The following is a 26,151-nucleotide window of genomic DNA, read 5'->3' on the forward strand; positions in this document are numbered from 1 at the left end:
GCATTCAATATCAACTTCTCTGGCGCACGGCTTCAAACAGGCAAATACCGGTGGCGACAGACACATTCAGTGAAGACACACTGCCCGCCATCGGAATGCTGATCAGCTCATCGCAGTGCTCACGAGTCAGGCGACGCATGCCTTCACCTTCCGCCCCCATCACCAGCGCCATACGGCCAGCCAGCTTGCTCTGATACAGCGTGTGGTCGGCTTCACCAGCGGTACCCACAATCCAGATGTTCTCTTCTTGCAACAGACGCATAGTACGTGCCAGGTTGGTCACACGGATCAACGGCACATTTTCTGCAGCACCACAGGCCACTTTCTTCGCCGTCGCATTGAGCTGTGCAGAACGATCGCGCGGAACAATCACCGCGTGCACACCCGCAGCGTCTGCGCTACGCAGACAAGCACCGAGGTTGTGCGGATCGGTCACGCCATCGAGGATCAGCAGGAATGGGTTCTCGAACTGGCTCAGCAGATCCGGCAGATCGTTTTCCTGATACTGTCGACCCTCTTTTACGCGCGCGATGATCCCCTGATGCACAGCACCTTCGCTCTTCTCGTCAAGATACTGGCGGTTCGCGACCTGAATCACCACACCCTGGGCTTCCAGCGCATGGATAAGCGGCAGAAGGCGTTTATCTTCGCGGCCTTTCAGGATAAAGACTTCCTGAAAACGCTCGGGTGCACGCTCGAGAAGGGCCTGCACCGCGTGGATGCCGTAAATCATTTCACTCATGAATGGTACTCGTAAATGGTTAATCGTTGATCCCCTCACCCCGGCCCGCTCCCCAAAGTGGCAAGAGAGAAAACCCAGATTGCTCCGGGCATTCTCCTCGCCCTTTTAAGGAGAAGGACAGCGTGAGGGTAAAAATTACTCGGCGACTTTCTTTTTCGACGCGCGTTTAGCTTTGGTCGCGGTGGCGATTTTAAGCGTTTTTTCAGACGGTTTTTTGGCTTTCTTACCCGCCGCGTCTTTCTTCGCTTTTGGCTTCGGTTTCGCCTGGCCTTTATCGCCGCGGAATGCGCTATCCGGCTCGAAGTTCACCTTTTTACCCGCCTGGCGGCGACGGTTTCCAGGCTTCGCGCCGCCCGGTTTCTTCGCTTTTTCACGCTCGGTTTTACCGACGTTACGCGGACCACGTTCGCTGGAGATCAGCGAGAAGTCAATTTTGCGCTCGTCCATGTTGACCGCTTCCACGCGAACTTCCACGCGGTCGCCCAGACGGTAAGTCTGGCCGCCGGATTCGCCAATCAGACGCTGGCCAACCTGGTCGAAACGGTAGTAATCGTTGTCGAGGGAAGACACGTGCACCAGGCCGTCGATGAACAAGTCGCTTAGACGTACGAAGAAGCCGAAGCCTGTCACGCTGGCGATAACGCCAGGGAACACGTTGCCGACCTGATCCTGCATGAAGTCACACTTCAGCCAGTCGGAGACTTCACGGGTCGCTTCATCGGCACGGCGTTCAGTCATCGAACAGTGCTGGCCCAGTTGCAGCATCTCTTCCATGCTGTAGTGCCAGCCGCCGGTGTCGGTAGAATTGCCTTGATGCCCCTCATCTTTCGCCAGCAGATATTTAATGGCACGGTGCAGCGAAAGATCAGGATAACGACGAATCGGCGAGGTGAAGTGCGCGTAAGATTGCAGCGCCAGACCGAAGTGACCGCGGTTTTCCGGGTCATATACCGCCTGTTTCATCGAGCGCAGCAGCATCGTTTGCAGCATCTCGTGATCCGGGCGATCTGCGATGGAAGTCAGCAGCTCGGCATAATCGCGCGGCTCAGGCTTATTGCCACCCGGCAGCTCCAGGCCCAGCTCTGCCAGAACGGTGCGGAAAGAGGTGATCGCCTCTTCGGTTGGCTTATCGTGAATACGGAACAGCGCAGGCTCTGATTCTTTCTCGACGAAACGCGCCGCCGAAATATTCGCGAGGATCATGCACTCTTCGATCAGTTTATGGGCATCGTTACGCTGAGTTTGTTCAATGCGCTCAATGCGGCGCTCGGCGTTGAAGATAAACTTCGCTTCTTCGCTTTCAAACGAGATCCCGCCACGTTCAGCACGGGAGACATCCAGCACTTTGTAGAGGTTGTGCAGTTCTTCGATATGCTTCACCAGCGGGGAGTACTGCTCACGTAGCTCCTGATCGCCCTGCAAAATGTGCCAGACCTTGTTATAGGTCAGGCGCGCATGGGAGCTCATTACCGCTTCGTAGAATGTATAACTCGTCAGGCGCCCTTTTGCTGAAATGGTCATTTCACAGACCATGCACAGTCGGTCAACCTGCGGGTTCAGGGAGCACAGACCGTTGGACAGTACTTCCGGCAGCATCGGGACAACCTGCGACGGGAAGTACACCGAGGTGCCGCGGTTGCGGGCTTCGGTGTCCAGCGCAGTTGGCGGACGCACGTAATAGCTTACGTCAGCAATCGCCACCCACAGGCGCCAGCCGCCACCGCGTTTCTTCTCACAGAACACGGCGTCATCGAAGTCACGGGCATCTTCACCATCAATGGTCATCAGCGGCAGATCACGCAAATCTACACGGCCTATTTTCGCTTCTTCCGGTACCTGTTCTTTCAGGTTCGCAATCTGTTTTTCAACTTCTGGCGGCCAGACGTACGGAATTTCATGGGTACGCAGCGCCATGTCCACGGCCATGCTGGTGCCCATGTTATCGCCCAGCACTTCGACAATTTTACCGATGGCTTTCGTGCGGCGGGTCGGGCGCTGAGTCAGCTCAACCACCACCACAAAGCCCATCCGCGCGCCCATCAGTTCTTCAGGCGGGATGAGGATATCAAAGCTCAGACGGCTGTCGTCCGGCACCACAAAGCCGATGCCTGCATCGGTAAAGTAGCGACCAACGATTTGCCCGGTTCTTGGCTCAAGCACGCGAACGATGCGCGCTTCACGACGGCCTTTACGATCGGCCCCCAGCGGCTGCGCCAGGACCTGATCGCCGTGCATACACATTTTCATCTGTTCAGATGAAAGATAGAGATCGTCTTTACGCCCTTCGACGCGCAGGAAGCCAAAACCATCACGGTGACCGATGACTTTACCTTTCAGCAGATCAAGGCGTTCCGGCAGCGCGTAGCACTGACGGCGAGTGAAAACGAGTTGCCCGTCGCGCTCCATGGCGCGCAGGCGTCGACGCAGGGCTTCCTGCTGTTCTTCACCTTCGATTTTCAGCTCTGTTGCCAGTTCGTCTCGGCTGACCGGTTTTTCGCGTTTAGTAATGAAATCGAGGATGAATTCCCGGCTAGGGATAGGGTTCGCGTATTTTTCAGCTTCGCGTTCCTGGAAAGGATCGTGTGACATAGCGGTTCCTCCGTTGTCAGCTCCGGTGAAGTAATATACCCGTCATACTTCGCGTTGCATGTGCGTTGGCTACGTCCGCTCACCCCAGTCACTTACCTGAGTGAGCTCCTGAGGGATTCCCGGACTTGCCGCCTTCCTGCGACGCGAATTATTTAGGGTATAGATCACTCCACCAGCAATAATTTATAAAGCGGTTGATTCTCTTCAACCAAATCGGCCAGGGTGTAGTTATCCAGTTCCTTGAGAAAACTGTTTACGGCCTCAGACAGTGCCTGTTTCAAACGACAGGCGGGCGTAATGTGGCAAAAGTCGCTGCTGCAGTTCACCAGCGACAAGGGTTCGAGTTCGCGAACCACGTCACCAATAATAATCGTGCGTGCCGGTTTCCCCAGACGAATGCCACCGTTTTTTCCGCGTACGGCGTCGACGAAGCCTGCACGGCTTAGCTGGTTGATAATTTTAACCATATGATTACGGGACACACCATAGACCTCTGTTACCTCAGAGATATTGGTCATTCGACCGTCCGGCAGCGATGCCATATAGATTAGCGCACGCAATCCGTAATCGGTGAAACTCGTTAACTGCACATCAACCTCAACGCAGGGAATAAAGACAGAAATACGCTAAATCATTCAGGTTGCATCGCGGCGGCAACTGAGTGAGCCCAGGGAGCTTACACAAGTAAGTGACCGGGGTGAACGAAGGCAGCCAACAAAGAGGCAGCTTGAATGATGACGCGTATTTACATTGATGATAAACCAGCCAGCCATGCAGCGGTTAATTTATTTAAGCGGGAGAAGGTGGAAAGCAAGAACAAGGGGCGCCTTGAAAGCGCCCCTGACATGATTATGCGTCGAACGGGTCGCGCAGGATCATGGTTTCATTACGGTCCGGACCGGTTGAAATGATATCAACAGGAACGTCGGTCAGTTCTTCGATACGTTTGATGTAGTCCAGCGCTGCCTGCGGTAAGCCGCTGCGCTCTTTCACGCCAAAGGTGGTCTCAGACCAGCCCGGCATGGACTCATAAATCGGCTCGATACCTTCCCAGTCGTCGGCTGCCAGCGGAGTGGTCGTCACTTCGCGGCCATCCGGCATACGGTAGCCAATACAGATTTTCACTTCTTTCAGACCATCCAGAACGTCCAGTTTGGTCAGGCAGAAGCCAGAAAGGGAGTTGATCTGTACGGCACGGCGTACGGCAACCGCATCCAGCCAGCCACAACGACGACGGCGACCGGTGGTCGCACCAAACTCGTTACCCTGCTTGCAGAGGAACTCGCCGGTTTCGTCGAACAGCTCGGTTGGGAACGGACCTGCACCTACACGGGTAGAGTAAGCTTTGATGATGCCCAGCACGTAATCAACGTAACGCGGACCCAGACCGGAACCTGTCGCCACGCCACCTGCGGTGGTGTTGGAGGAAGTCACGTACGGATAGGTACCGTGGTCGATGTCCAGCAAGGTGCCCTGGGCACCTTCGAACATCACGAAATCACCACGCTTGCGCGCCTGATCCAGCAGATCAGAAACGTCAACAACCATCGCGGTCAGGATGTCGGCCACAGCCATGACATCATCCAGCACTTTCTGGAAATCAACGGCTTCAGCTTTGTAGTAGTTCACCAGCTGGAAGTTGTGATATTCCATTACTTCTTTCAGTTTATCGGCGAAGGTCGCTTTGTCGAACAGGTCGCCAACGCGCAGGCCACGACGGGCCACTTTATCTTCATACGCAGGGCCGATACCACGACCGGTAGTACCGATAGCTTTCGCACCGCGCGCTTTTTCACGAGCAACGTCCAGCGCAACATGATAATCAAGGATCAACGGGCATGCTTCAGAGAGCAGCAGACGTTCGCGAACCGGGATACCACGGTCTTCCAGTTCTTTCATCTCTTTCATCAGCGCAGCAGGAGACAGCACAACACCGTTACCGATGATGCTGGTCACATTGTCGCGAAGAATGCCTGATGGAATAAGATGGAGGACGGTTTTTTCACCGTTGATTACGAGAGTATGGCCTGCGTTGTGACCGCCCTGGTAGCGTACAACATATTTAGCCCGTTCAGTCAGAAGATCAACGATCTTCCCTTTACCTTCGTCACCCCATTGGGTGCCCAGTACGACGACGTTGTTACCCATTTTTCAAAATCACCGTTTGCTTAAAAAAGGATTCTACCATCGCTTTTTCAGAGATACAGCACTTTTTCCAGGCAAAATCTGACAAGAGCGACTAAGACCTTGTCAGGCCATCGCTTTCGTCAACATGTAGTAGATGACGACGCCTGCAACCACAAGACCCCCACCAAAACGACGTAAAATATGATCCGGAAGTTGCGATAAAGCCGCGACCATTTTCCGCCAGGCCTGTGGATAGAGCATCGGGCCGAGGCCTTCAAGGACTAACACCAGCGCAAGCGCCAGCCAAATCGTTGAGTTCATGATTCATCCTGATAAAAGAAAACCACCGTCAATGCGGTGGTTTTTTACTAAATCGACTGCCCGAGAGTTTAACGCGTTGCGCTGCTCGGCGTCTTCATGTAACGGAAGAAATCGCTTTCCGGACTGAGCACCATCACGTCTTGTCCAGAATTGAAGCTCGCCTCATACGCACGCAGGCTACGGATAAAGGCGTAGAAATCCGGATCCTGACTGAAGGCATCAGCAAACAGTTTCGCTGCTTCTGCATCGCCTTCACCGCGGGTGATGCGCCCCTGACGCTCAGATTCTGCCAGCGTTTTCGTCACTTCATAATCGGCTGCTGCACGCAGTTTTTCTGCTTCTTCCTGACCTTGTGAACGGTGGCGACGGGCAACCGCTTCACGCTCAGCGCGCATACGGTTGTAAATCGCTTCCGACACCTCCGCCGGCAGGTTGATTTGCTTGATGCGAACATCAACCACTTCAATCCCTAATGCCGCCATGCTGTTCGGGTTGATCACCGGCACTTTGCCGTTGGTTTCCGCAACTACACGTTCTGCTGCTTCAGCGATAGCGCTGTCTGCTGCAGGCGTGGCCACTTCGTCATCACCGCCGGAAGAACCGGAGTTCAGCGCGTCACGCACTTCGATGGTCAGACGACCACGGGAATCGGTCACGATGTCTTTCACATCCAGACGACCAATTTCAGAACGCAGACGGTCAGAGAACTTACGTTTCAGCAGCACCTCTGCCTGGGAGACGTCACCGCCGCCAGTCGCCAGATAGTAACGGCTGAAATCGCTGATACGCCATTTGATGTAGGAATCAACGATCAGGTCTTTCTTCTCTTTGGTGACGAAGCGATCGGCCTGGTTGTCCATGGTCTGAATGCGCGCATCCAGCGTTTTAACGGATTCAATAAACGGCACTTTAAAGTGCAGACCTGGCGCGTACACCAGCGGTTTATTTTCATCGTCACGAACGACTTTACCAAATCGCAGCGTGATACCGCGCTCACCCTCTTTCACCACAAATACTGACGTGTAGAGGCCTACCAGCACGATGATAATTAACGCAATTACTGATTTACGCATCGTTATTCCCCCTGACGCTGGTAGTCGTTACGCTGCGCATTCGCACGGCGTTGGTCCATGATATTGTCATCGCTTGATGCCGGTGCATTGCTATTGCTGCTGGCGCTGCTGCTCGAACTGGAGGCAGGTGGCAGGCGCAACAGGCTGTTGGCGCCACTGCTGTCATTCTTTTTTGCAGGTGCGGCACTGCCACCTTTCAGCATCTGGTCAAGCGGCAGAACCATCAGGTTGCCCCCTTTATCATTGACCAGCACTTTACGGGTATGGCTCAGCACTTTTTCCATGGTTTCGATATACAGACGTTCACGGGTAATTTCCGGTGCAGCTTTATACTCAGGGAGCAGTTTTGAGAAGCGAGCCACTTCACCCTGTGCTTCCAGGACAGTCTGCGTTTTATACGCACGCGCTTCTTCGAGAATACGCTGCGCCTGACCGTTCGCACGTGGCTGAACTTCGTTGGTGTACGCTTCGGCTTCACGGATGTACTGCTGCTCGTTCTCACGGGCAGAAATCGCATCATCAAATGCGGCTTTCACTTCTTCCGGCGGACGTGCGGCCTGGAAGTTGACGTCCAGAAGGGTGATACCCATGTTGTACGGCTTGATGGTCTCTTCCAGCTCACGCTGGGTATCGCTACGAATAACGGTACGACCTTCCGTCAGAATACGGTCCATGGTGTATTTACCGATAACCCCACGCAGGGCGCTGTCGGTTGCCTGACGCAGGCTGTCATCCGGGCTGGTGACGCTGTACAGATATTTCTGTGGATCGGTGATGCGGTACTGTACGTTCATTTCAACGCGCACCACGTTTTCATCCGAGGTCAGCATCACACCGGAAGCCGCGAGTTCACGAACGGCTTCCACGTTGACCGGAGTGACTTCATCGACAAATGTCGGCTTCCAGTTCAGACCTGGCTCAACCAGATGACTGAACTTACCGAAGCGCGTCACAACGCCGCGTTCTGCTTCTTTAATGGTGTAGAAACCGCTCGCCGCCCAGATGATGACCACAGCCGCGGCAGCGATGCCCACGATGCGTCCACCCATTGGCGCGCGCGGCCCTTGAGAAGAATTATTACTGCCGCCGCCTGAACCACCTTTACCGCCGCCTAAACCACCGAGCTTTTTACTCAGCTTGCGGAAGATATCATCCAGATCAGGGGGCCCCTGATCGCGACCACCTTTGTTTCCATTTCCCCCAGAGTTGCCGCCTTGATTATTGCTGCTTCCCCACGGGTCGCGGTCTTGTCCGTTATTACCGGGCTGATTCCACGCCATGTATATGCTCCATATTTGTTATGCGGTGATACCCGTCATACTTCGAGCCGCATCTTTGTTGGCTGTGTTCACTCACCCGAATCGCTTAGTTGACTAAGATCATCGGGATTCATTCACTTGCCGCCTCAATACAACTCGAATTATTTTGTGTATATACCCATATTGCCGGGTATAAAGGCGAATAATCTTCAGGCTAGCTGGCTGTCAGACTACGTAGTCCACCAGCGCAGGTTCTTGCTTACATAGGCGACGCCAGTCCACGATCGGCAGTCGAACTTCCAGACCGACGCTACCGTCCTCCTCCATCCACTCTTTTTCTATCGCCTGAAGCTGATAAAAACGGCTTCGTAAACGCCCTTCCTGTGGAGGTAAACGCAGCGTGTGCTGTGCCACTTCACCGGAAAGTCGTTCAGTTAAAGCCTGGAAAAGCAGTGGTACACCCACCCCGGTCTGCGCTGAGAGCCAGACCCGAATCGGTTTATTTTCTTCATCCCGGTCGATACGCGGCTCAAAATCTTCCAGCATATCTATCTTGTTCATCACCAGCAGCATTGGGATCTCGTCGGCCTCGATTTCCTCGAGTACAACATTCACTGCATCAATGTTTTCCTGCACACGCACATCCGCGGCGTCGATCACATGCAGTAACAGCGTCGCCTGACGCGTCTCCTGCAATGTTGCTTTAAACGCGGCCACTAAATCGTGTGGCAAATGGCGAATAAACCCAACGGTGTCCGCCAGTACGGTTTCACCGACATCAGCGACGTTAATCCGGCGCAGAGTGGGGTCGAGCGTCGCGAACAGCTGGTCCGCGGCATATACCTGCGCTTGAGTTATCTGATTAAATAACGTCGATTTTCCGGCGTTGGTGTAGCCCACCAGCGACACGGTTGGAACATCGGCTTTGGTACGCGAACGGCGTCCTTGTTCACGCTGCTTTTCTACTCTCTCCAGACGGGAGAGGATTTGCATAATACGATTACGCAGCAAACGACGGTCAGTTTCGAGCTGGGTTTCACCCGGGCCGCGCAAACCAATCCCGCCTTTCTGTCTTTCAAGGTGGGTCCAGCCACGCACCAGACGCGTCGCCAGATGGCGCAGCTGCGCCAGCTCAACCTGCAGTTTCCCTTCATGGGTACGTGCACGCTGAGCAAAAATATCGAGAATAAGACCGGTACGATCGATAACCCTGCACTCGCACAAACGCTCCAGGTTTCGCTCCTGGGCCGGACTTAATGCATGGTCGAATAAGACAACGGATGCCCCCGTTGCTTTCACGGCTTCCGCAATTTCGACAGCTTTACCTTCACCAACATAATACTTTGGGTGCGGCGCTTTACGGCTACCGGTAATCACCTGCATTGCTTCGACACCGGCGGAAGAGACCAGGGCTTCGAACTCCTGAAGGTCTTCCATATCTTTGTCTTGCGAAAAATAGATGTGTACCAGCACCGCCTGCTCACCGGCGTCATAACGGTCAAACAAGCGTAATATCTCCTAAAAGACCAGCGGGGAACCGAACAAGCTGGCTCCCCGACATGGAAAAACAGCCACCAACCTTATTCGGTTTCGTCGCTGTCTTGCGGCGCAGAAGTTGGCTGCGCGTTGCTACCGTGATGGTAGTTACTACCAGTGCTGCCGCCCGCGGCGTTGTTGCTATGATGAGAGACCGGACGAGACGGAACCACCGTAGAAATTGCGTGCTTATAGACCATCTGGCTGACCGTGTTTTTCAACAGGATCACGAACTGATCGAAAGACTCAATTTGACCTTGCAGCTTAATACCATTCACCAAATAAATAGAAACTGGAACACGTTCCCGACGCAGTGCGTTCAGAAACGGATCTTGTAAAGATTGCCCCTTAGCCATTCTCTTTTCCTTATATGCTTGTTTTACCCACGGTTTTCAGGGAGTTACCCACAAACTTCGGGCTTGTACTTAGAACCTTGCGATCCTGAAAATTGCGCACGATACGTCTTAATTTTACACGTTCAGCCAAGACCCGCACCAACAACCTTTAACACATCGTTGAACGCCTGTTCAGGTTGTTCACTGTCTAACCAATGAACGCCTTCCCAACCGCGCAACCAGGTTACCTGGCGCTTAGCCAACTGTCTCGTGGCGCAAATACCTCTATAAACCATTTCATCATATGAAATTTCGCCTTCAAGATATGACCACATCTGGCGGTATCCCACACAACGAACGGAAGGCATGTCCGTATGCAAATCTCCACGGGCAAAAAGCGCCCGAACTTCTGCTTCAAAACCTGAAGCCAACATCTGATGAAAACGCTGCTCGATGCGTTGATGGAGCAGTTCACGGCTCGCCGGGGCGATGGCGAACTGATGCACCGTGTACGGCAGAGCTTCTCCTGACGTTTGCGTCAGTTCCGTTAAAGTTTTACCCGAAATGAAAAAAACTTCCAGTGCCCGGGAAAGTCTTTGCGGATCATTTGGATGAATACGCGCGCCAGCAACCGGATCAATCTCCTGAAGTTGCTGATGCAGCGCATTCCATCCCTGCTCTGCTGCCTGCTGCTCAATTCTGGCTCTGACGTCCGGATCTGCCGACGGTAACGGCGACAACCCTTCCAACAACGCCTTGAAATACAACATCGTACCGCCCACTAACAGCGGGATTTTTCCTGCTGCGGTGATCTCCGCCATCTCGGCCAGCGCATCGCGGCGAAAATCCGCGGCAGAATACGCCTGGGCCGGGTCGAGAATATCCAGCAACCGGTGCGGTGCAGCGGCAAGCTCCGTCGCATCCGGTTTCGCGGTTCCGATATCCATCTCTCGATAGATGAGGGCGGAATCCACGCTAATCAACTCTACGGGTAAAACTTTACGCAGCTCAATGGCTAACGCGGTTTTACCGGAGGCCGTTGGCCCCATCAAAAATATGGCCTTTGGCAGGCTTGCCTCGGTTACATCACTCATTTTTAAGGGCATTCATCGCCGTAATCAGATCAACGGGTTGTAACAGGCCACCCGGCGGAGCTTTTACCAGCTGCGGACAGAGACGTTCGACATCTGTCAGCACGGCAATTGCCTGCGCCATATTCCATTGCGCATGTTCGCTTGCGAGGTTACGCGCCAGCCACTGTGCCAGCGTTCCCGCATCGAAGATTGATTGCTGCGCGAGGTAGCCTATCAGTTCAGGAATCAAGATTTGTAAATTTTGTTGTCTTAAGGGTAAAGGCACCGCACGCACGGTCACATGCTGGCTTTCTGATTGAATATCAATGCCTAATTGCCCTAGTACCGTCAGGGACTTTTTCAGCGCCGCCTGTTCGTCTGCGGAAATTTTTAACCGCAGAGGAATAAGCAGCGGCTGTGCGCAAACTGCGGTACTGTCCGGCGAAAGCTGCGCCTGACGTAACCAGCGCTCGGCCACCGGCAATGCCAGTAAGCTCAGTTTTCCATCACGTTCCAGCAGCGCCCGGTCACCCGCCACGATAGTCAGCACCCGGCCAAAGCTGCTGCTATGGCCCGCCAGGCTTTCAGTCATGGGCGCGGAAACGGGTTTGCGTTCAGCAACAGGCGTATCCAGCAGCTGCTTATACAGCGCGCCCTGCTGTTTCTGATAGCCCGGCTGCGCATTTGGCCATGTTGCACCGCCTTCTGCCCGCGCATTACCGCCAGAAGAAGAGGCGCTGTAGCGTGGAGCCGCAGGTTCCCGGGCGGCTACCGGTTCCGCGAAGTGATTGCGCCCCGCTGCGACACGGTTTTCCGGCAGTACACGCGGCGCGGGTTGTTCATCTTCGTCTGCCAGCGGCAGCGGCGCGTCCATCTGCTGTTGCAGCACGCTCACCACGCCCTGATAGATAAAATCATGCACCAGCCGCGACTGATGGAAACGCACTTCATGTTTGGCCGGATGCACGTTCACATCTACCTGATGCGGATCGATAGTCAGATAAAGCACGAACGCTGGCTGCTCGCCCGCGCCCAGCTTGTCTTCACAGGCCTGACGGATGGCGTGGTTGATCAAGCGGTCGCGCATCATGCGGCCGTTAACGTAGCAATACTGGATTTCCACGAGCTGGGCGTTGGTGTGCTGTGGGTCTGCCACCCAGCCGCGCAGCGCTAAATCGCCATGCTGCCACTCGATAGCCAGTGCCTGCTCCACAAACGGCGTGCCGCAGATAGCGGCCAGACGGCGTTCTTTCTGCCCGTCCTGGGCTACGGCGCGATACTGACGCACCATTTTGCCGTTGTGGTTGAGATTGATAGTGACGTCAAAACGGGCCAGCGCGATTCGACGAATCACTTCGTCGATATGGCTAAACTCCGTTTTTTCTGTGCGCATGAATTTGCGGCGCGCCGGGGTATTATAGAACAGGTCCAGCACTTCAAGCGTGGTGCCCACAGGATGCGCGGCCGGTTTCACCGTCACGTCCATGTCGCGCCCTTCAGCGTAGGCCTGCCAGGCTTCCGGCTGCTCGGCAATGCGAGAGGTCAGCGTCAGACGCGAAACTGAGCTGATACTCGCCAGCGCTTCGCCACGGAAACCGAGACTGATAATGGCTTCCAGATCATCGAGCGAGGCAATCTTGCTGGTCGCGTGACGCGCTAACGCCAGCGCCAGTTCATCTTTTTTAATGCCACAGCCGTTATCACGAATGCGGATGAGCTTCGCCCCGCCGCGTTCGATGTCGATATCGATACGGGTCGCGCCCGCATCCAGACTGTTTTCTACCAGCTCTTTCACCACCGACGCAGGTCGTTCCACCACTTCGCCAGCGGCAATCTGGTTCGCAAGCTGCGGTGGCAGAACCTGAATCGGCATGAAGCGCTCCTTAATTAATTAACGTCCCGCCAGGCCCAGAAGCGCTGGCCGTTTGCGAGGCTTCGCCGCGCGGCCCACTCTGCAGCGGATGCGCGTTAAAATAGTTGCGCAGCCCGTTATAAATCGCCTCGGCGATCTGCTGCTGATAATCGTTGCTACCCAGCAAACGCTCCTCGCCACCGTTACTGATAAAACCGGTTTCGACGAGGATAGACGGGATGTCCGGCGAGCGTAAAACGCCAAGGCTGGCGTGCTCAGGACGGCGCTTATGAATGTTTCCGACGCGCTGGAGCTGGCCCAGGACATCAACCGCCACATCATACCCGACGCGCTGGGAATGGCCGAATTGTAAATCCAGCACCGCCTGGCTCAGATACGGGTCAGACTGGCTGTTAGCCAGCACATCCCCAGCCCCACCGAGCAGTTCAGACTGTTTCTCATGCTGCTCAAGCCAGCCCGCCATTTCGCTGTTCGCACGACGGTTGGACAGCACCCACACCGACGCCCCCGTGGCGTCGCGGTTTGGCGCGGCGTCCGCATGAATAGAGACAAGGAAGTTGGCATTCTGCTTACGCGCCACATCCGAACGGCCCATTACCGAAATGAAGTAATCACCATCGCGGGTCAACACGCCTTTAAACATCGGGTCGTCGTTCAGCAAGGTACGTAGTTTACGGGCAATCGAAATGGTGACGTTTTTCTCTTTGGTTCCGCCCGGCCCGATGGCACCAGGATCCTGACCACCATGACCGGCGTCGATGGCGATGATCACTTTATCACCGCTGACACTGGTTGTGCGGGACCGTGCGGGACGCGTTGCCGTGTTGCTGCTGGTCACGCTGGTCATTCTGTCGTTTTGCGGTTTAAACGGGTTTCGTGCCGGCTCGATCTGACGTGGAGCGGCTGTAACGACTGGCGCTTCCACACGTTTCACGACGACCGGAGGCGGCGGCGGAGGTGGCGGTGCATCTGCGTTAATGGTGAAGACGACGGTGTAATTTCCGCCGCTTTGTTGTTTCACCGCGCGTGTCTTGCCATCGCCGGTTAAATCAACCACCAGGCGTAGGGACTGTGCGTCCTTCGGCGTGCCGGAACGAATGCTTTTGACCAGATTGTTACCGCTGAAATTGAGCGGTAAACCCTGGATAACACCGGTTTGTTTGATATCGAGCGCGACACTGCGTTTTCCTTCCTGCGAGAAGGAGTAATCAGGATCGCCCATAAAACTGAACGTAATACGGGCTTGTTTATCGCCATTGGATACCTGAATATCGGATAAACTTGCCGCCGTTGCCTGCAAACTAAACAGCATCATGCCGACAACCCACCAATTTTTAACGCGATGCATCATCCCGTCATCCCTCAGGTTAACTGGCCAATTGTGCCAGTAAAGACTCACCCAGTGAGGAGACTGCCGTCACGCGCGCCTCTCGCCCTTGTGCCTGGTACTCCAGGTGAATTTCGACATCCGGTTCAGGCAACACACCCGCGCCCTGTTGCGGCCATTCCACCAGGCAAATGGCATTGTCAGCGAAGTAATCGCGGATCCCCATGAATTCAAGCTCCTCAGGATCCGCAAGGCGATATAAATCAAAGTGATAGACCATCAAATTTTCGAGGGTATACGGCTCAACCAGCGTGTAAGTCGGGCTTTTGACGTTGCCTTTGTGGCCCAGCGCCTGCAAAAATCCACGGCTGAAAGTGGTTTTCCCGGCGCCCAAATCGCCGTAGAGATAAATGACGGTTGCGCCTGTGCAGGCCCCGGCAATGCGGTTGCCGAGATCTAATGTTGCCTGCTCATTGGGTAAGGGAATCACTCGATTTATCATGGTTTACGTCAATCACATCCGGGTTAACAACACGCCTGAGCGTGGAAAAAAGATCGGTGGCAAGCATGCCGCGGGTTCCAGACTGCGCGGCCAGTACGTCAGCCGCTGCGCCATGCGCGACACAGCCTGCGCAGGCAGCATCATACGGTGAGAGATGCTGGCCTAGCAACGCGCCGATAATACCCGATAGCACATCACCCATCCCACCGCTGGCCATGCCTGCATTTCCGGCATCGACAATCGCAATACCGTGTTCATTATCAGCAACGATCGTGCCTGCGCCTTTCAGCACGGCGACCCCGCCGTACCTTTTTACCAGACGTTGTGCAGAAAGTAAGCGATCGCTTTCAATTTCTGCCACGCTGCAATTCAGCAATCGGGCGGCCTCGCCGGGGTGCGGCGTCAGTACGCGATTGTGACGTTTATCGGGGTTGATTGCCAGAAGGTTCAGCGCATCGGCGTCCCAGAGCATTGGCTTGCGAACGTTCTCCACTTTGCGTAACGCTTGTTTGCCCCACGACTGTTGCCCAAGGCCGGGGCCAATCACCACCACGTCAGCCCATTCCAGGCCATCATCCAGACTTTGAGCAGTGAGTTCATGCACCATCAATTCCGGGCGCGCAGTCACAATCGGCGCGATATTTTCGACGCGAGTCAGCACCCGCACCAGCCCGGCCCCGGTACGCAGCGCCGCCTCGCCAGCCATGCGAATGGCACCCGCCGTGCCATGATCGCCGCCAATAATCACCAGCTTGCCATGAGAGCCTTTGTGCGACGTCGGACGGCGCGGCAGTAACCACTGCGCCAGCTGGCTGGCATCCACGCGTTGAAACTGAGTGGTTTGCGCATTCAGCCATACTTCAAGACCCAGCGCATGATGATGCAACGCCCCCGTCACATCCCGGGCTTTGCCGGTTAACAATCCCGGTTTCAGGGCGATAAACGTGACGGTGCGGGCGGCGCGGATAACCTCTCCCGGCGTCGTCCCCGTTTGGGCAAGCAGGCCAGAAGGGATATCGAGCGAAATAACAGGTGCAGGATGGGCGTTGGCGTGCACTATCAGCGCGGCAATGGGCGCACGCGGGGCGCTGGTTAACCCGGTCCCCAACAGGGCATCAACAATTAAATCGACGCCGTCAGGCCAGGCGATATCGTGGGCGTGAATCACGCCACCGGCGTTGAGCCACGCGGTCCGGGCTTCAGTGGCTTCTTCAGGAAGCGGTTTATCACTCTCTTGCGCCAACAACGTCACCTGAATGCCCGCCGCCTGCGCGAGTCGCGCCACGACGTAGCCATCGCCACCGTTATTGCCGTGACCGCAGAGGATAAGCCAATGTGTTGTCGCAGAATGATAGCGGCGCGCAACGTTGAAAGCGGCCTCGCCTGCGCGTTGCATCAATTCGTAGAGCGTCAGACCGAGCGCATCGGCGGCCTCTTTTTCAGCGCGACGCAGGTCATCCGCAGACCAGATGGTGTGTGGTATACTTTCGGGGTTACTCGTCATTGTATGGTCCGTCATGTCACAGCCCCTCGATCTCAACCAATTAGCGCAAGATATTAAACAGTGGGGCACCGAGCTGGGCTTTCAGCACGTCGGTATTACCGATACCGATCTCAGCGCCAGTGAACCCAAACTGCAGGCATGGCTGGACAAACAATACCATGGCGAAATGGAGTGGATGGCACGCCACGGCATGATGCGTGCCCGCCCTCATGAACTTCTGCCCGGTACGCTGCGCGTGATAAGCGTGCGGATGAACTATCTGCCCGCCAACGCGGCGTTTGCCAGCACCCTGAAAAACCCGTCACTTGGCTACGTCAGCCGTTATGCCCTTGGGCGTGATTATCATAAGCTGTTACGTAACCGCCTTAAAAAGCTCGGCGAAAAAATTCAGGAACAGTGTGCCTCGCTGAATTTTAGACCTTTTGTTGATTCCGCGCCTATTCTGGAGCGTCCAATCGCTGAAAAAGCCGGGCTCGGCTGGACAGGTAAGCACTCACTTATTCTCAGCCGCGATGCGGGTTCGTTCTTTTTCCTCGGCGAGCTGCTTATCGATCTGGCCTTACCCATTGATAAACCAGTGGAAGAAAATTGTGGCCGCTGCGTAGCCTGCATGACCATCTGCCCTACTGGCGCCATCGTTGAGCCTTACACCGTCGACGCCCGCCGCTGCATTTCCTATCTGACTATCGAACTGGAAGGCGCCATCCCGGTAGAGTTTCGCCCACTGATGGGCAATCGCATCTACGGTTGCGATGACTGCCAGCTAATTTGTCCGTGGAATCGTTACTCGCAACTCACCGACGAAGAGGATTTCAGCCCGCGTAAAGCGCTGCATGCGCCAGAGCTTATTACGCTGTTTAGCTGGAGCGAAGCCCATTTCCTGAAGGTCACCGAAGGGTCGCCTATTCGGCGAATCGGTCATTTTCGCTGGCTGCGTAATATTGCTGTCGCCCTGGGAAATGCTCCGTGGGATGAACACAATATTGAAGCGCTGGAGAGTCGCAGAGGTGAGCACCCACTTCTCGATGAACACATACAGTGGGCGGTTACGCAGCAAATAGACAAGCGAAATGCCTGCGTGGTTGAAGTTCAGTTACCGCAAAAACAACGTCTGGTGAGAGTGATTGAAAAGGGTCTGCCGAGGGATGCCTGATTCATTCACAGGGTGTGAATAAAAATAAAAACACATTGAAATTCAAGGGTGCAAAATTCGTCAAGTGATCGTGATAACAATTTGAAATCTATTTTTATTGTTATATATCAACAAATTGAAAGTTTACTATTCACACTTCGAAGCATTTTGAATTTCCAGACAAAATCGCATGGCTGTGGATAAGTCTGTTTACAAGAATATTTCAGAGAAAATAAAAATCGTCCCCAACGTCATTAAACGCTGTGGATAAGAGGGTTTGATTGAAGAAAATTTGGAGCGGGAAACGAGACTCGAACTCGCGACCCCGACCTTGGCAAGGTCGTGCTCTACCAACTGAGCTATTCCCGCTTAATCTTTGTCTTTCACGCTGCTACTGCGTTGGCTGCTTTCACTCACCTTAATCACTTACTTGAGTAAGCTCATAAGGATTCGTTCACTTGCCGCCTTGTCGCAACCTGAAATCCTGCGATTGGGTGGTGCGTGTATCTTGCGATACTTTCAAATTTTGGAGCGGGAAACGAGACTCGAACTCGCGACCCCGACCTTGGCAAGGTCGTGCTCTACCAACTGAGCTATTCCCGCTTAATCTTTGTCTTTCACGCTGCTACTGCGTTGGCTGCTTTCACTCACCTTAATCACTTACTTGAGTAAGCTCATAAGGATTCGTTCACTTGCCGCCTTGTCGCAACCTGAAATCCTGCGATTGGGTGGTGCGTATATCTTGCGATACTTTCAAATTTTGGAGCGGGAAACGAGACTCGAACTCGCGACCCCGACCTTGGCAAGGTCGTGCTCTACCAACTGAGCTATTCCCGCAAATTTGGTGCTGCCGTAACACGGAAATTCCTGTCGTTACGGGAGGCGCATTATACGAGAAATCGAATGAGCTGCAACCCCCCTGTAAGCGATTTTTTTGAAATTCAGTTCAAGTGATGGAATATTCGCCACATCGACTGTTTTTACACCAAATCACCCAGAAATCAGGCCCGGCGAGCCTTCAGCGCCGGGCAAAACGTTTACAGCTTAATGAAATTCTCGCGGTAATAGGCCAGTTCAGCGACCGACTCGCGGATGTCATCCATCGCCTGATGCGTACCCTGCTTTTTGAAGCCATCGAGTATTTCTGGCTTCCAGCGACGCGCCAGCTCCTTCAGCGTACTGACGTCCAGAGCGCGGTAATGGAAATACGCTTCCAGTTCCGGCATATACTTAACCAGGAAACGGCGATCCTGGCCGATGCTGTTGCCGCAGATAGGTGATTTTCCTTCTGGCACCCACTGTTTGAGGAATTCAATCGTCGCCAGTTCTGCCGCGCGATCGTCTTCGGAGCTTGCTTTCACACGCTCAACCAGACCGCTGCCGGTGTGCGTGCGAACGTTCCAGTCGTCCATTAACGCCAGCTGTTCATCGGACTGATGCACCGCAATGGTCGGCCCTTCTGCCAAAATATTCAGATTTGCATCGGTCACCAGGGTTGCGATTTCAATAATGCGATCGCGCTCGGGATCCAGACCCGTCATCTCAAGATCGATCCAAATGAGGTTGTTTTCATTTGCACTCATGCTATTTTCCACCCTTCTCGCGTCACAACGACAGTGACTATATTCATCTAAAATAGCGTGTATCATAGAGGTTTTGCCCCTCAGGGGCGACCAGGAGTCAGCACGATTGAGTAAAAATAAACTCTCCAAAGGTCAGCAGCGCCGGGTTAAAGCCAACCACGAGCGCCGTCTTAAAACGACTTCGGAGAAGCCCGATCTCGATGACAACCTGTTTGGCGAAAAAGCTGAAGGCATCGTTATCAGCCGCTTCGGCATGCATGCCGATGTGGAATCCACCGAAGGCACGACCCACCGTTGTAACATTCGCCGCACCATTCGTTCGCTGGTCACGGGTGACCGCGTCGTCTGGCGCCCAGGAAAATCTGCCGCAGAAGGCGTTAACGTCAAAGGCATCGTGGAAGCCGTTCACGAGCGCACATCGGTTCTGACGCGTCCGGACTTTTACGACGGCGTAAAACCGATTGCCGCGAATATCGATCAGATAGTTATCGTGTCAGCCATTCTGCCTGAACTCTCACTGAACATTATCGACCGTTATCTTGTTGCCTGCGAAACGCTCGACGTTGAGCCGCTTCTCGTTCTGAACAAAATCGATCTTCTTGATAACGAAGGCCTGGCGTTTGTTAATGAGCAGATGGATATCTATCGCAAAATTGGCTACACCGTATTGATGGTTTCCAGTCACAAGAAAGATGGCCTGAAGCCGCTAGAAGAGGCGTTGACCGGGCGTATCAGCATCTTTGCGGGCCAGTCTGGCGTGGGTAAATCCAGCCTGCTGAACAACCTGCTTGGCCTGCAAACAGAGATCCTCACCAATGATGTCTCTGACAACTCAGGCCTCGGCCAGCACACCACCACCGCCTCGCGTTTGTATCATTTCCCTCACGGTGGAGATGTGATTGACTCGCCAGGCGTGCGTGAGTTTGGCCTTTGGCATCTGGAAGCAGAACAAATCTTCAACGGCTTTGTCGAATTCCACGAGTATTTAGGCGCCTGTAAATACCGCGACTGCAAGCACGACAACGATCCGGGCTGCGCAATTCGTGAAGCTGTTGAAAAAGGTGACATCGCCGAAACGCGCTTTGAAAATTATCATCGCATCCTCGAAAGTATGTCAGAGGTAAAATCGCGTAAAACCTTTTCTGAAAGTGGCAACTGACATTTAAGCTGAACGCCGATAGAATCAGCCCCTTTTTTTAACAGGCTCACAATTGAGCCTGAAATGGCATAACCATTGGCCTGGAGGCTACCTTGCTAAACTCATTTAAACTTTCGCTTCAATACATTCTGCCTAAACTGTGGCTCACCCGCCTCGCAGGCTGGGGCGCAAGCAAACGAGCAGGCTGGCTGACGAAGCTGGTCATTGACCTGTTCGTGAAATGCTACAAAGTCGACATGAAAGAGGCGCAAAAGCCGGATACCGCCAGCTATCGCACCTTCAACGACTTCTTCGTTCGCCCGCTGCGTGACGAAGTGCGTCCAATTGACACCGATCCAAGCGTGCTGGTCATGCCAGCCGATGGCGTGATTAGCCAGCTTGGCAAAATCGAAGACGACAAAATCCTACAGGCGAAAGGCCATAACTACAGCCTTGAAGCACTACTGGCAGGCAACTACCAGATGGCGGACCTGTTCCGTAACGGTTCTTTTGCCACTACCTATCTTTCGCCGCGCGACTATCACCGCGTGCACATGCCGTGCAACGGTATCCTGCGCGAAATGATTTACGTGCCGGGCGATCTGTTCTCCGTTAACCATTTGACCGCGCAGAATGTGCCAAACCTGTTCGCACGTAACGAACGCGTCATCTGCCTGTTTGATACCGAATTTGGCCCGATGGCACAGATTCTGGTCGGTGCGACTATCGTCGGTAGCATTGAAACCGTTTGGGCTGGCACCATTACCCCGCCGCGCGAAGGCGTCATCAAGCGCTGGACCTGGCCTGCCGGTGAAAGCGAAGGTTCTGTTGCTCTGCTGAAAGGCCAGGAAATGGGTCGCTTCAAGCTGGGTTCAACGGTTATCAACCTGTTTGCGCCGGGTAAAGTTCAGCTGGCAGAACAACTCGCCAGCCTCTCTGCAACCAGGATTGGTCTGCCGCTGGCGGTGTCTACTGAAATCTTTGCCGCCCAGGAAACAGACGTTGTCACTCCTGTAGCAGAAGACGTTGTGACCGCGGATGAAATCATTCCGCCGGTTGATGATAAAAACGACCAGGGCTAACCACAAGGATCGCTGACGTGCGCCTGATTATCACTTTTCTGATGGCCTGGTGCCTCAGCATGGGGGCGTACGCAGCAAGCGCCCCCGACGCCAAACAAATCACTCAGGAACTGGAACAGGCGAAAGCGGCAAAGCCCGCTCAGCCTGAAGCCGTCGAGGCGCTCCAGTCCGCGCTGAACGCGCTCGAAGAGCGTAAAGGTTCGCTCGAGCGCGTTCAGCAATATCAACAAGTTATTGATAACTTCCCCAAACTTTCCCAATCGCTACGCACTCAGCTCACTAACCTGCGCGACGAGCCTCGTCCAGCCCCTGAAAACCTCACTACCGATGCGTTGAATCAGGAAATCCTGCAGGTCAGTAGCCAGCTGCTGGAAAAAAGCCGTCAGGCCCAGCAGGAGCAGGAACGCGCCCGGGAAATCGCCGATTCACTCAGCCAGCTGCCGCAACAGCAAACCGACGCGCGCCGCCAGCTGAATGACGTCGAACGCCGGGTCGGCACCGCCACGGGTAAAACCGCGCTGGCACAAAACCTCAGCTTGCAGGCGGAATCCGCCAAGCTAAAAGCCCTGGTTGATGAACTGGAGCTGGCACAGCTTTCGGCAAACAACCGCCAGGAACTGGCGCGGATGCGCTCGGAGCTGGCGCAGAAACAGAGCGAGCAACTGGATGCCTATCTCCAGGCACTGCGTAACCAGCTCAATAGCCAGCGTCAGCGGGAAGCTGAAAAAGCGCTGGAAAGCACCGAATTATTAGCCGAGAACAGCGCTAACCTGCCGCCGAGTATCGTCCAGCAGTTCGCCATTAACCGCGAACTGTCGCAGGCGCTCAACCAACAAGCGCAGCGTATGGATTTGGTCGCTTCTCAACAGCGTCAGGCAACCAATCAGACGCTGCAGGTCCGTCAGGCCCTGAACACCCTGCGCGAACAGTCTCAGTGGCTAGGCTCATCCAACCTGTTAGGCGAAGCCCTGCGCGCCCAGGTTGCCCGTCTGCCGGAGATGCCTAAGCCGCAGCAGCTCGATACCGAAATGGCGCAGCTGCGCGTCCATCGCCTGCGCTACGAAGACTTGCTCAGCAAGCAAACGCAGCTGCGGGAAAGCCGCCAGACCGACGGCGAACCGCTGGCCAACAATGAATCACGGATTCTGGAAGCCCAGCTGCGCACCCAGCGCGAGTTGCTCAATTCGCTGCTGCAGGGCGGTGATACGCTGATCCTCGAACTCACCAAGCTGAAAGTCGCCAACGGACAGCTGGAAGATGCACTGAAGGAGATCAACGAAGCCACCCACCGCTACCTGTTCTGGACCTCCGACGTCAGCCCGATAACCTTCGCCTGGCCGCTGGAAATCGTGCAGGATCTGCGCCGTCTGATTTCGCTCGATACCTTCAGCCAGCTCGGTAAAGCCTCGATCATGATGCTGACCAGCAAAGAGACGCTGATCCCGCTGTTTGCCGCGCTGATTCTGGTTGGGTTCAGCATCAGCTCGCGTAAGCACTTCACGCGCTTCCTGGAGCGTTCCAGCAACCGCGTCGGCAAAGTGACGCAGGACCACTTCTGGCTCACGCTGCGCACGGTGTTCTGGTCGATTCTGGTGGCCTCACCGCTGCCGGTATTGTGGATGACGCTCGGCTTCGGATTGCAGGAAGCGTGGCCATACCCACTGGCCGTGGCGATTGGCAACGGCGTCACTGCTACCGTGCCGCTGCTATGGGTGGTGATGATTTGCGCCGCTTTTGCCCGCCCGAATGGCCTGTTCGTGGCGCACTTTGGCTGGCCGCATAACCGTGTCGCACGTGCGATGCGTTACTACCTGATGAGCATCGGGCTTATCGTGCCGCTGATCATGGCGCTGTTCATGTTCGATAACCTGCACGACCGCGAATTCTCCTCTTCCCTCGGCAGACTGTGCTTCGTCCTAATCTGCGGGGCGCTGGGGATTGTGACGCTTAGCCTCAAGCGGGCAGGCATTCCGCTGTTCCTCGACAAAGAGGGCAGCGGTGAGAACATGGTTAACCGCATGCTGTGGAGCCTGCTGATAGGCGCGCCGCTGATTGCGATTTTTGCGGCGTTAGTGGGTTACCTGGCGACGGCCGAAGCCCTGCTGGCACGCCTTGAAACCTCGGTGGCCATCTGGTTCTTGCTGCTGGTGATTTATCACGTGATCCGCCGCTGGATGCTGATTCAGCGTCGTCGTATCGCCTTCGACCGCGCGAAGCATCGCCGGGCAGAAATGCTGGCGCAGCGCGCCCGTGGCGAAGACGAGGCCCATAACAACACCAGCCTGGAAGGCTCGCCGGAAGTGGATATCAGCGAAGTGGATCTCGACACCCTCAGCGCTCAGTCGCTGCGACTGGTGCGCTCCATCCTGATGCTTATCGCGCTGGTGTCGGTGATTGTGCTGTGGTCCGAAATTCATTCGGCGTTTGGCTTCCTCGAGAACATCTCGCTGTGGGATGTGACGTCTACGGCGCAGGGCGTGGAAAGCCTAGAGCCGATTACCCTTGGCGCAGTGCTGATTGCGATTCTGGTGTTTATCATCACCACTCAGCTGGTGCGCAATCTCCCTGCCCTGCTCGAACTGGCGGTGCTCCAGCACCTCAGCCTGACGCCGGGCACCGGTTATGCCATCACCACTATCACTAAATATTTGCTGATGCTGATTGGCGGGCTGGTCGGCTTCTCAATGATCGGTATCGAGTGGGCGAAACTACAATGGCTGGTTGCTGCCCTGGGTGTCGGGCTCGGCTTTGGTTTGCAGGAGATATTCGCCAACTTTATTTCTGGCCTGATTATCCTGTTCGAAAAACCGATTCGAATCGGCGATACCGTCACGATCCGTGATTTAACCGGCAGCGTAACGAAAATCAATACCCGTGCGACCACCATAAGCGACTGGGACCGCAAAGAGATAATCGTGCCAAATAAGGCGTTTATCACCGAGCAGTTCATCAACTGGTCGCTGTCGGACTCTGTCACCCGCGTGGTGCTGACCGTTCCGGCACCGTCGGATGCTAACAGCGAAGAAGTGACGCAAATCCTGATGACCGCCGCAGAGCGCTGCTCGCTGGTGATTGATAACCCGGCTCCGGAAGTGTTCCTGGTTGATTTGCAGCAGGGTATTCAGATTTTCGAGCTGCGTATCTACGCCGCCGAAATGGGTCACCGTATGCCGCTGCGCCATGAGATTCACCAGCTGATTCTGGCCGGTTTCCGCGAACACGGAATTGATATGCCGTTCCCACCGTTCCAGATGCGTCTGGAAACCATGGACGGCCGGAAAACGGGCAGGACGTTGACGTCTACGGGGCGCAATCGCCCGGCGGGGAGTTTGTAATCTGAAGATAAGCCCGGCAGCGCAGGTTGGCTGCCGGGCTTGCCGTTATGCCGGCTCTACGACAAGCGTCGTCATGCGACGGCGGTAGTTCTCATAAATGGCGGACGCCAGCAGTGAGAAGAATATCGGCCCACCAATCATCCACAGCGCACTGCTGTAATCCCCTGCTTCAATCACCGGCTGAATCACCGTAAAGATATTGGCGAAGGCCACAATCAGCACAACGACGGTGGTAGCCAGCAGAGTCGACAGGCGCGATTTAAAGATAACGAACGGGCGATCCAGACCGGCTTTCGCTTTGAAGAACGGGAAAGCGATGGACAAGAACAGGTACGGCAGCGTCATCGAGACGTTCGCCATCAGCGTCAGTTTGTTATAAAACGCCGACGCGGTATCCCCGCCGAACGACACCAGCAGAATGAACAAGCATACCAGCAGACACTGCATCCACATGGCATTCCCGGGCATACCGACTGCATTCAGGCGAGTCATTTTGGCTGGCCACAGCGCCTTCGGCGTCCCCTGGATAATCGCCTTCAGCGGAGAGTAAATCAGCGTGAAAAAGGCGCCGGTGTAGGCCAGGAACATCGACAAGCCGGTGATGCGGGCAAACCATACGCCCATCGTGATAGCCCCTTCCTGCGACAAATTCAGCGCATGGCCAAAGTTTGCCCCGAGACTGGTCATCAACACATAGGTAATGTTACCGAGGTTGGTAGAACTGTTACTCAGCACCGCCTGCCAGTTAGTGCTTACGCCCCACAGGAAGATTGCCAGCGAATAGCCGATGGAAATCACGATAGCCGCGATGATGATGCCTTTGGCGAAGTTCTTCTCCGGGTTCTCGGTTTTATCGACCAGGCCGCCGACGGCTTCAATCCCGCCGTAGGCAAAAATGGCAAATACCACAAACGAGAGCATCGACAAACCGGTCTGATAACCTGGGTTAGGCGAGGCGGTAAACGCAACCGGCTCAGCAAAATGCCCGCCGTTCAGCGCGAAGATGGCAATACTCACTGCCAGCAAAACCAGGTTCAGGCACATCACCGCAATCCCACCCACGGCGGTGATTTTGGCAATTTTATTGATACCTTTTGCGGCCACGAACGTCACCGCCACCATCCACAGAACGGCCAGGATCCCGACCATCTGAGTTGAACTCAGGCCGATGAATGACCAGGTCTGGGTTTTATCGGCTCCGAACAGAAAAGTCGACAGCGGTACCCAAATCTTCGCCGCGGTGCTGACCATCCACACCACGTAGGAAGAAAACCACATGAAAGTGCCGATAAACGCATAGCGTGGTCCGACGCTATTGTTCATCCAGGAGTAAATCCCGCCCTCTTCTTTACGAAATGCGGATCCCATTTCCGCCATCATTAGCGCGAAAGGGATGAAGAAGAACAGCGCTGAAAGCAGGTAAAACGGCGTGGCGCTGTAGCCCATCAAATAAAACGCCGACGGACTGTTAGCGAAGCCAAACACCGACGTGAAAATCATGAGAATGAGACCTGTCAGACTCATCCTTTTTATATTTTGGGTCATTAACCCTCCTGAATCCTGGCGAAAACGAGAATACTTTCAAAGTGATGCCCGTCGAGCCGAACAGAAATGGCGGCG

The 26,151-nt window shown here is 54.8% G+C and carries 20 protein-coding genes and 3 tRNA genes; 4 read left to right on the forward strand and 19 right to left on the reverse strand.

The annotated features are described in order from the left end of the window. Window positions 1–10 precede the first annotated feature (10 nt). From rlmB to nnr, 14 genes are all read right to left on the reverse strand, one after another. Window positions 11–742, reverse strand: a complete 732-nt coding sequence (gene rlmB, locus MUU51_RS13800) for a 23S rRNA (guanosine(2251)-2'-O)-methyltransferase RlmB (RefSeq protein ID WP_159774978.1) — start codon at window positions 740–742, stop codon at window positions 11–13. 135 nt (window positions 743–877) lie between these two features. Beyond that, complete coding sequence (rnr, locus tag MUU51_RS13805) at window positions 878–3,331, reverse strand: ribonuclease R (RefSeq protein ID WP_258967947.1); 2,454 nt, start codon at window positions 3,329–3,331, stop codon at window positions 878–880. A gap of 164 nt (window positions 3,332–3,495) precedes the next feature. Continuing rightward, entirely contained in the window at window positions 3,496–3,921 is a 426-nt protein-coding gene (gene nsrR, locus MUU51_RS13810) for a nitric oxide-sensing transcriptional repressor NsrR (RefSeq protein ID WP_159774982.1), read from the reverse strand. A 259-nt stretch (window positions 3,922–4,180) separates the two neighbouring features. Beyond that, window positions 4,181–5,479: an adenylosuccinate synthase gene (locus tag MUU51_RS13815; protein ID WP_159774984.1), complete on the reverse strand. Its 1,299-nt coding sequence runs from the start codon at window positions 5,477–5,479 to the stop codon at window positions 4,181–4,183. Between the two features lie 102 nt (window positions 5,480–5,581). Further along, window positions 5,582–5,779 (reverse strand): DUF2065 domain-containing protein, encoded by a 198-nt coding sequence (locus tag MUU51_RS13820; RefSeq protein WP_110510929.1) that lies wholly within the window; start codon window positions 5,777–5,779, stop codon window positions 5,582–5,584. Window positions 5,780–5,847: 68 nt separating this feature from the next. Further along, complete coding sequence (hflC, locus tag MUU51_RS13825) at window positions 5,848–6,852, reverse strand: protease modulator HflC (protein WP_159774986.1); 1,005 nt, start codon at window positions 6,850–6,852, stop codon at window positions 5,848–5,850. A 2-nt stretch (window positions 6,853–6,854) separates the two neighbouring features. Then, entirely contained in the window at window positions 6,855–8,132 is a 1,278-nt protein-coding gene (gene hflK / locus MUU51_RS13830) for an FtsH protease activity modulator HflK (RefSeq protein WP_159774988.1), read from the reverse strand. Between the two features lie 204 nt (window positions 8,133–8,336). After that, window positions 8,337–9,617, reverse strand: a complete 1,281-nt coding sequence (gene hflX, locus MUU51_RS13835; protein ID WP_110510932.1) for a ribosome rescue GTPase HflX — start codon at window positions 9,615–9,617, stop codon at window positions 8,337–8,339. A gap of 74 nt (window positions 9,618–9,691) precedes the next feature. After that, window positions 9,692–10,003, reverse strand: coding sequence for an RNA chaperone Hfq (hfq, locus tag MUU51_RS13840; protein WP_159774990.1), 312 nt, complete (start codon window positions 10,001–10,003; stop codon window positions 9,692–9,694). Window positions 10,004–10,125: 122 nt separating this feature from the next. After that, window positions 10,126–11,076 carry a tRNA (adenosine(37)-N6)-dimethylallyltransferase MiaA gene (miaA, locus tag MUU51_RS13845; protein WP_159775067.1) on the reverse strand — a complete coding sequence of 317 codons (951 nt, stop codon included), beginning with the start codon at window positions 11,074–11,076 and terminating at the stop codon, window positions 10,126–10,128. After that, window positions 11,069–12,928 carry a DNA mismatch repair endonuclease MutL gene (mutL, locus tag MUU51_RS13850; RefSeq protein ID WP_258967948.1) on the reverse strand — a complete coding sequence of 620 codons (1,860 nt, stop codon included), beginning with the start codon at window positions 12,926–12,928 and terminating at the stop codon, window positions 11,069–11,071. The genes miaA and mutL overlap by 8 nt, the downstream gene beginning before the upstream one ends. A gap of 10 nt (window positions 12,929–12,938) precedes the next feature. Then, the gene (amiB, locus tag MUU51_RS13855; protein ID WP_258967949.1) at window positions 12,939–14,279 is read right to left on the reverse strand and encodes an N-acetylmuramoyl-L-alanine amidase AmiB; all 1,341 of its coding nucleotides are present in this window, start codon (window positions 14,277–14,279) and stop codon (window positions 12,939–12,941) included. Between the two features lie 16 nt (window positions 14,280–14,295). After that, complete coding sequence (gene tsaE / locus MUU51_RS13860) at window positions 14,296–14,757, reverse strand: tRNA (adenosine(37)-N6)-threonylcarbamoyltransferase complex ATPase subunit type 1 TsaE (protein WP_159774996.1); 462 nt, start codon at window positions 14,755–14,757, stop codon at window positions 14,296–14,298. Continuing rightward, entirely contained in the window at window positions 14,726–16,276 is a 1,551-nt protein-coding gene (gene nnr, locus MUU51_RS13865) for a bifunctional ADP-dependent NAD(P)H-hydrate dehydratase/NAD(P)H-hydrate epimerase (protein ID WP_159774998.1), read from the reverse strand. Before nnr ends, tsaE begins: the two co-directional genes overlap by 32 nt. On the opposite strand from nnr, the gene queG reads away from it, so the two are divergent. Beyond that, window positions 16,275–17,414: a tRNA epoxyqueuosine(34) reductase QueG gene (queG, locus tag MUU51_RS13870; protein WP_258967950.1), complete on the forward strand. Its 1,140-nt coding sequence runs from the start codon at window positions 16,275–16,277 to the stop codon at window positions 17,412–17,414. The two genes, nnr and queG, sit on opposite strands and share 2 nt — an antisense overlap. A gap of 272 nt (window positions 17,415–17,686) precedes the next feature. On the opposite strand, the gene MUU51_RS13875 is transcribed toward queG, so the two are convergent. The 4 genes from MUU51_RS13875 to orn all read right to left on the reverse strand — a co-directional run bounded on the left by MUU51_RS13875 (window position 17,687) and on the right by orn (window position 18,976). Beyond that, window positions 17,687–17,762, reverse strand: a tRNA-Gly gene (locus tag MUU51_RS13875). Window positions 17,763–17,920: 158 nt separating this feature from the next. Then, window positions 17,921–17,996 (reverse strand) — tRNA-Gly (locus MUU51_RS13880). Between the two features lie 158 nt (window positions 17,997–18,154). After that, window positions 18,155–18,230, reverse strand: a tRNA-Gly gene (locus MUU51_RS13885). A gap of 200 nt (window positions 18,231–18,430) precedes the next feature. Beyond that, entirely contained in the window at window positions 18,431–18,976 is a 546-nt protein-coding gene (orn, locus tag MUU51_RS13890; protein ID WP_159775002.1) for an oligoribonuclease, read from the reverse strand. 106 nt (window positions 18,977–19,082) lie between these two features. On the opposite strand from orn, the gene rsgA reads away from it, so the two are divergent. From rsgA to mscM, 3 genes are all read left to right on the forward strand, one after another. Continuing rightward, complete coding sequence (gene rsgA / locus MUU51_RS13895) at window positions 19,083–20,135, forward strand: small ribosomal subunit biogenesis GTPase RsgA (RefSeq protein ID WP_258967951.1); 1,053 nt, start codon at window positions 19,083–19,085, stop codon at window positions 20,133–20,135. A 92-nt stretch (window positions 20,136–20,227) separates the two neighbouring features. Beyond that, complete coding sequence (gene asd / locus MUU51_RS13900; RefSeq protein ID WP_159775007.1) at window positions 20,228–21,196, forward strand: archaetidylserine decarboxylase; 969 nt, start codon at window positions 20,228–20,230, stop codon at window positions 21,194–21,196. Between the two features lie 17 nt (window positions 21,197–21,213). Beyond that, window positions 21,214–24,531 (forward strand): miniconductance mechanosensitive channel MscM, encoded by a 3,318-nt coding sequence (gene mscM, locus MUU51_RS13905; protein ID WP_258967952.1) that lies wholly within the window; start codon window positions 21,214–21,216, stop codon window positions 24,529–24,531. A 45-nt stretch (window positions 24,532–24,576) separates the two neighbouring features. On the opposite strand, the gene yjeM is transcribed toward mscM, so the two are convergent. Then, window positions 24,577–26,076 (reverse strand): glutamate/gamma-aminobutyrate family transporter YjeM, encoded by a 1,500-nt coding sequence (yjeM, locus tag MUU51_RS13910; protein ID WP_159775011.1) that lies wholly within the window; start codon window positions 26,074–26,076, stop codon window positions 24,577–24,579. Between the last annotated feature and the right edge of the window lie 75 nt (window positions 26,077–26,151).

Source organism: Scandinavium manionii, assembly GCF_024764775.1.
Classification (GTDB): Bacteria; Pseudomonadota; Gammaproteobacteria; order Enterobacterales; family Enterobacteriaceae; genus Scandinavium; species Scandinavium manionii.

Coding starts and splice junctions, on each gene's coding strand:
- rlmB (WP_159774978.1), bottom strand. CDS start 742: ATGAGTGAAATGATTTACGGCATCCACGCGGTGCAGGCCCTTCTCGAG.
- rnr (WP_258967947.1), bottom strand. CDS start 3,331: ATGTCACACGATCCTTTCCAGGAACGCGAAGCTGAAAAATACGCGAAC.
- MUU51_RS13815 (WP_159774984.1), bottom strand. CDS start 5,479: ATGGGTAACAACGTCGTCGTACTGGGCACCCAATGGGGTGACGAAGGT.
- MUU51_RS13820 (WP_110510929.1), bottom strand. CDS start 5,779: ATGAACTCAACGATTTGGCTGGCGCTTGCGCTGGTGTTAGTCCTTGAA.
- hflC (WP_159774986.1), bottom strand. CDS start 6,852: ATGCGTAAATCAGTAATTGCGTTAATTATCATCGTGCTGGTAGGCCTC.
- hflK (WP_159774988.1), bottom strand. CDS start 8,132: ATGGCGTGGAATCAGCCCGGTAATAACGGACAAGACCGCGACCCGTGG.
- hfq (WP_159774990.1), bottom strand. CDS start 10,003: ATGGCTAAGGGGCAATCTTTACAAGATCCGTTTCTGAACGCACTGCGT.
- miaA (WP_159775067.1), bottom strand. CDS start 11,076: ATGAGTGATGTAACCGAGGCAAGCCTGCCAAAGGCCATATTTTTGATG.
- mutL (WP_258967948.1), bottom strand. CDS start 12,928: ATGCCGATTCAGGTTCTGCCACCGCAGCTTGCGAACCAGATTGCCGCT.
- amiB (WP_258967949.1), bottom strand. CDS start 14,279: ATGATGCATCGCGTTAAAAATTGGTGGGTTGTCGGCATGATGCTGTTT.
- tsaE (WP_159774996.1), bottom strand. CDS start 14,757: ATGATAAATCGAGTGATTCCCTTACCCAATGAGCAGGCAACATTAGAT.
- queG (WP_258967950.1), top strand. CDS start 16,275: ATGTCACAGCCCCTCGATCTCAACCAATTAGCGCAAGATATTAAACAG.
- nnr (WP_159774998.1), bottom strand. CDS start 16,276: ATGACGGACCATACAATGACGAGTAACCCCGAAAGTATACCACACACC.
- orn (WP_159775002.1), bottom strand. CDS start 18,976: ATGAGTGCAAATGAAAACAACCTCATTTGGATCGATCTTGAGATGACG.
- yjeM (WP_159775011.1), bottom strand. CDS start 26,076: ATGACCCAAAATATAAAAAGGATGAGTCTGACAGGTCTCATTCTCATG.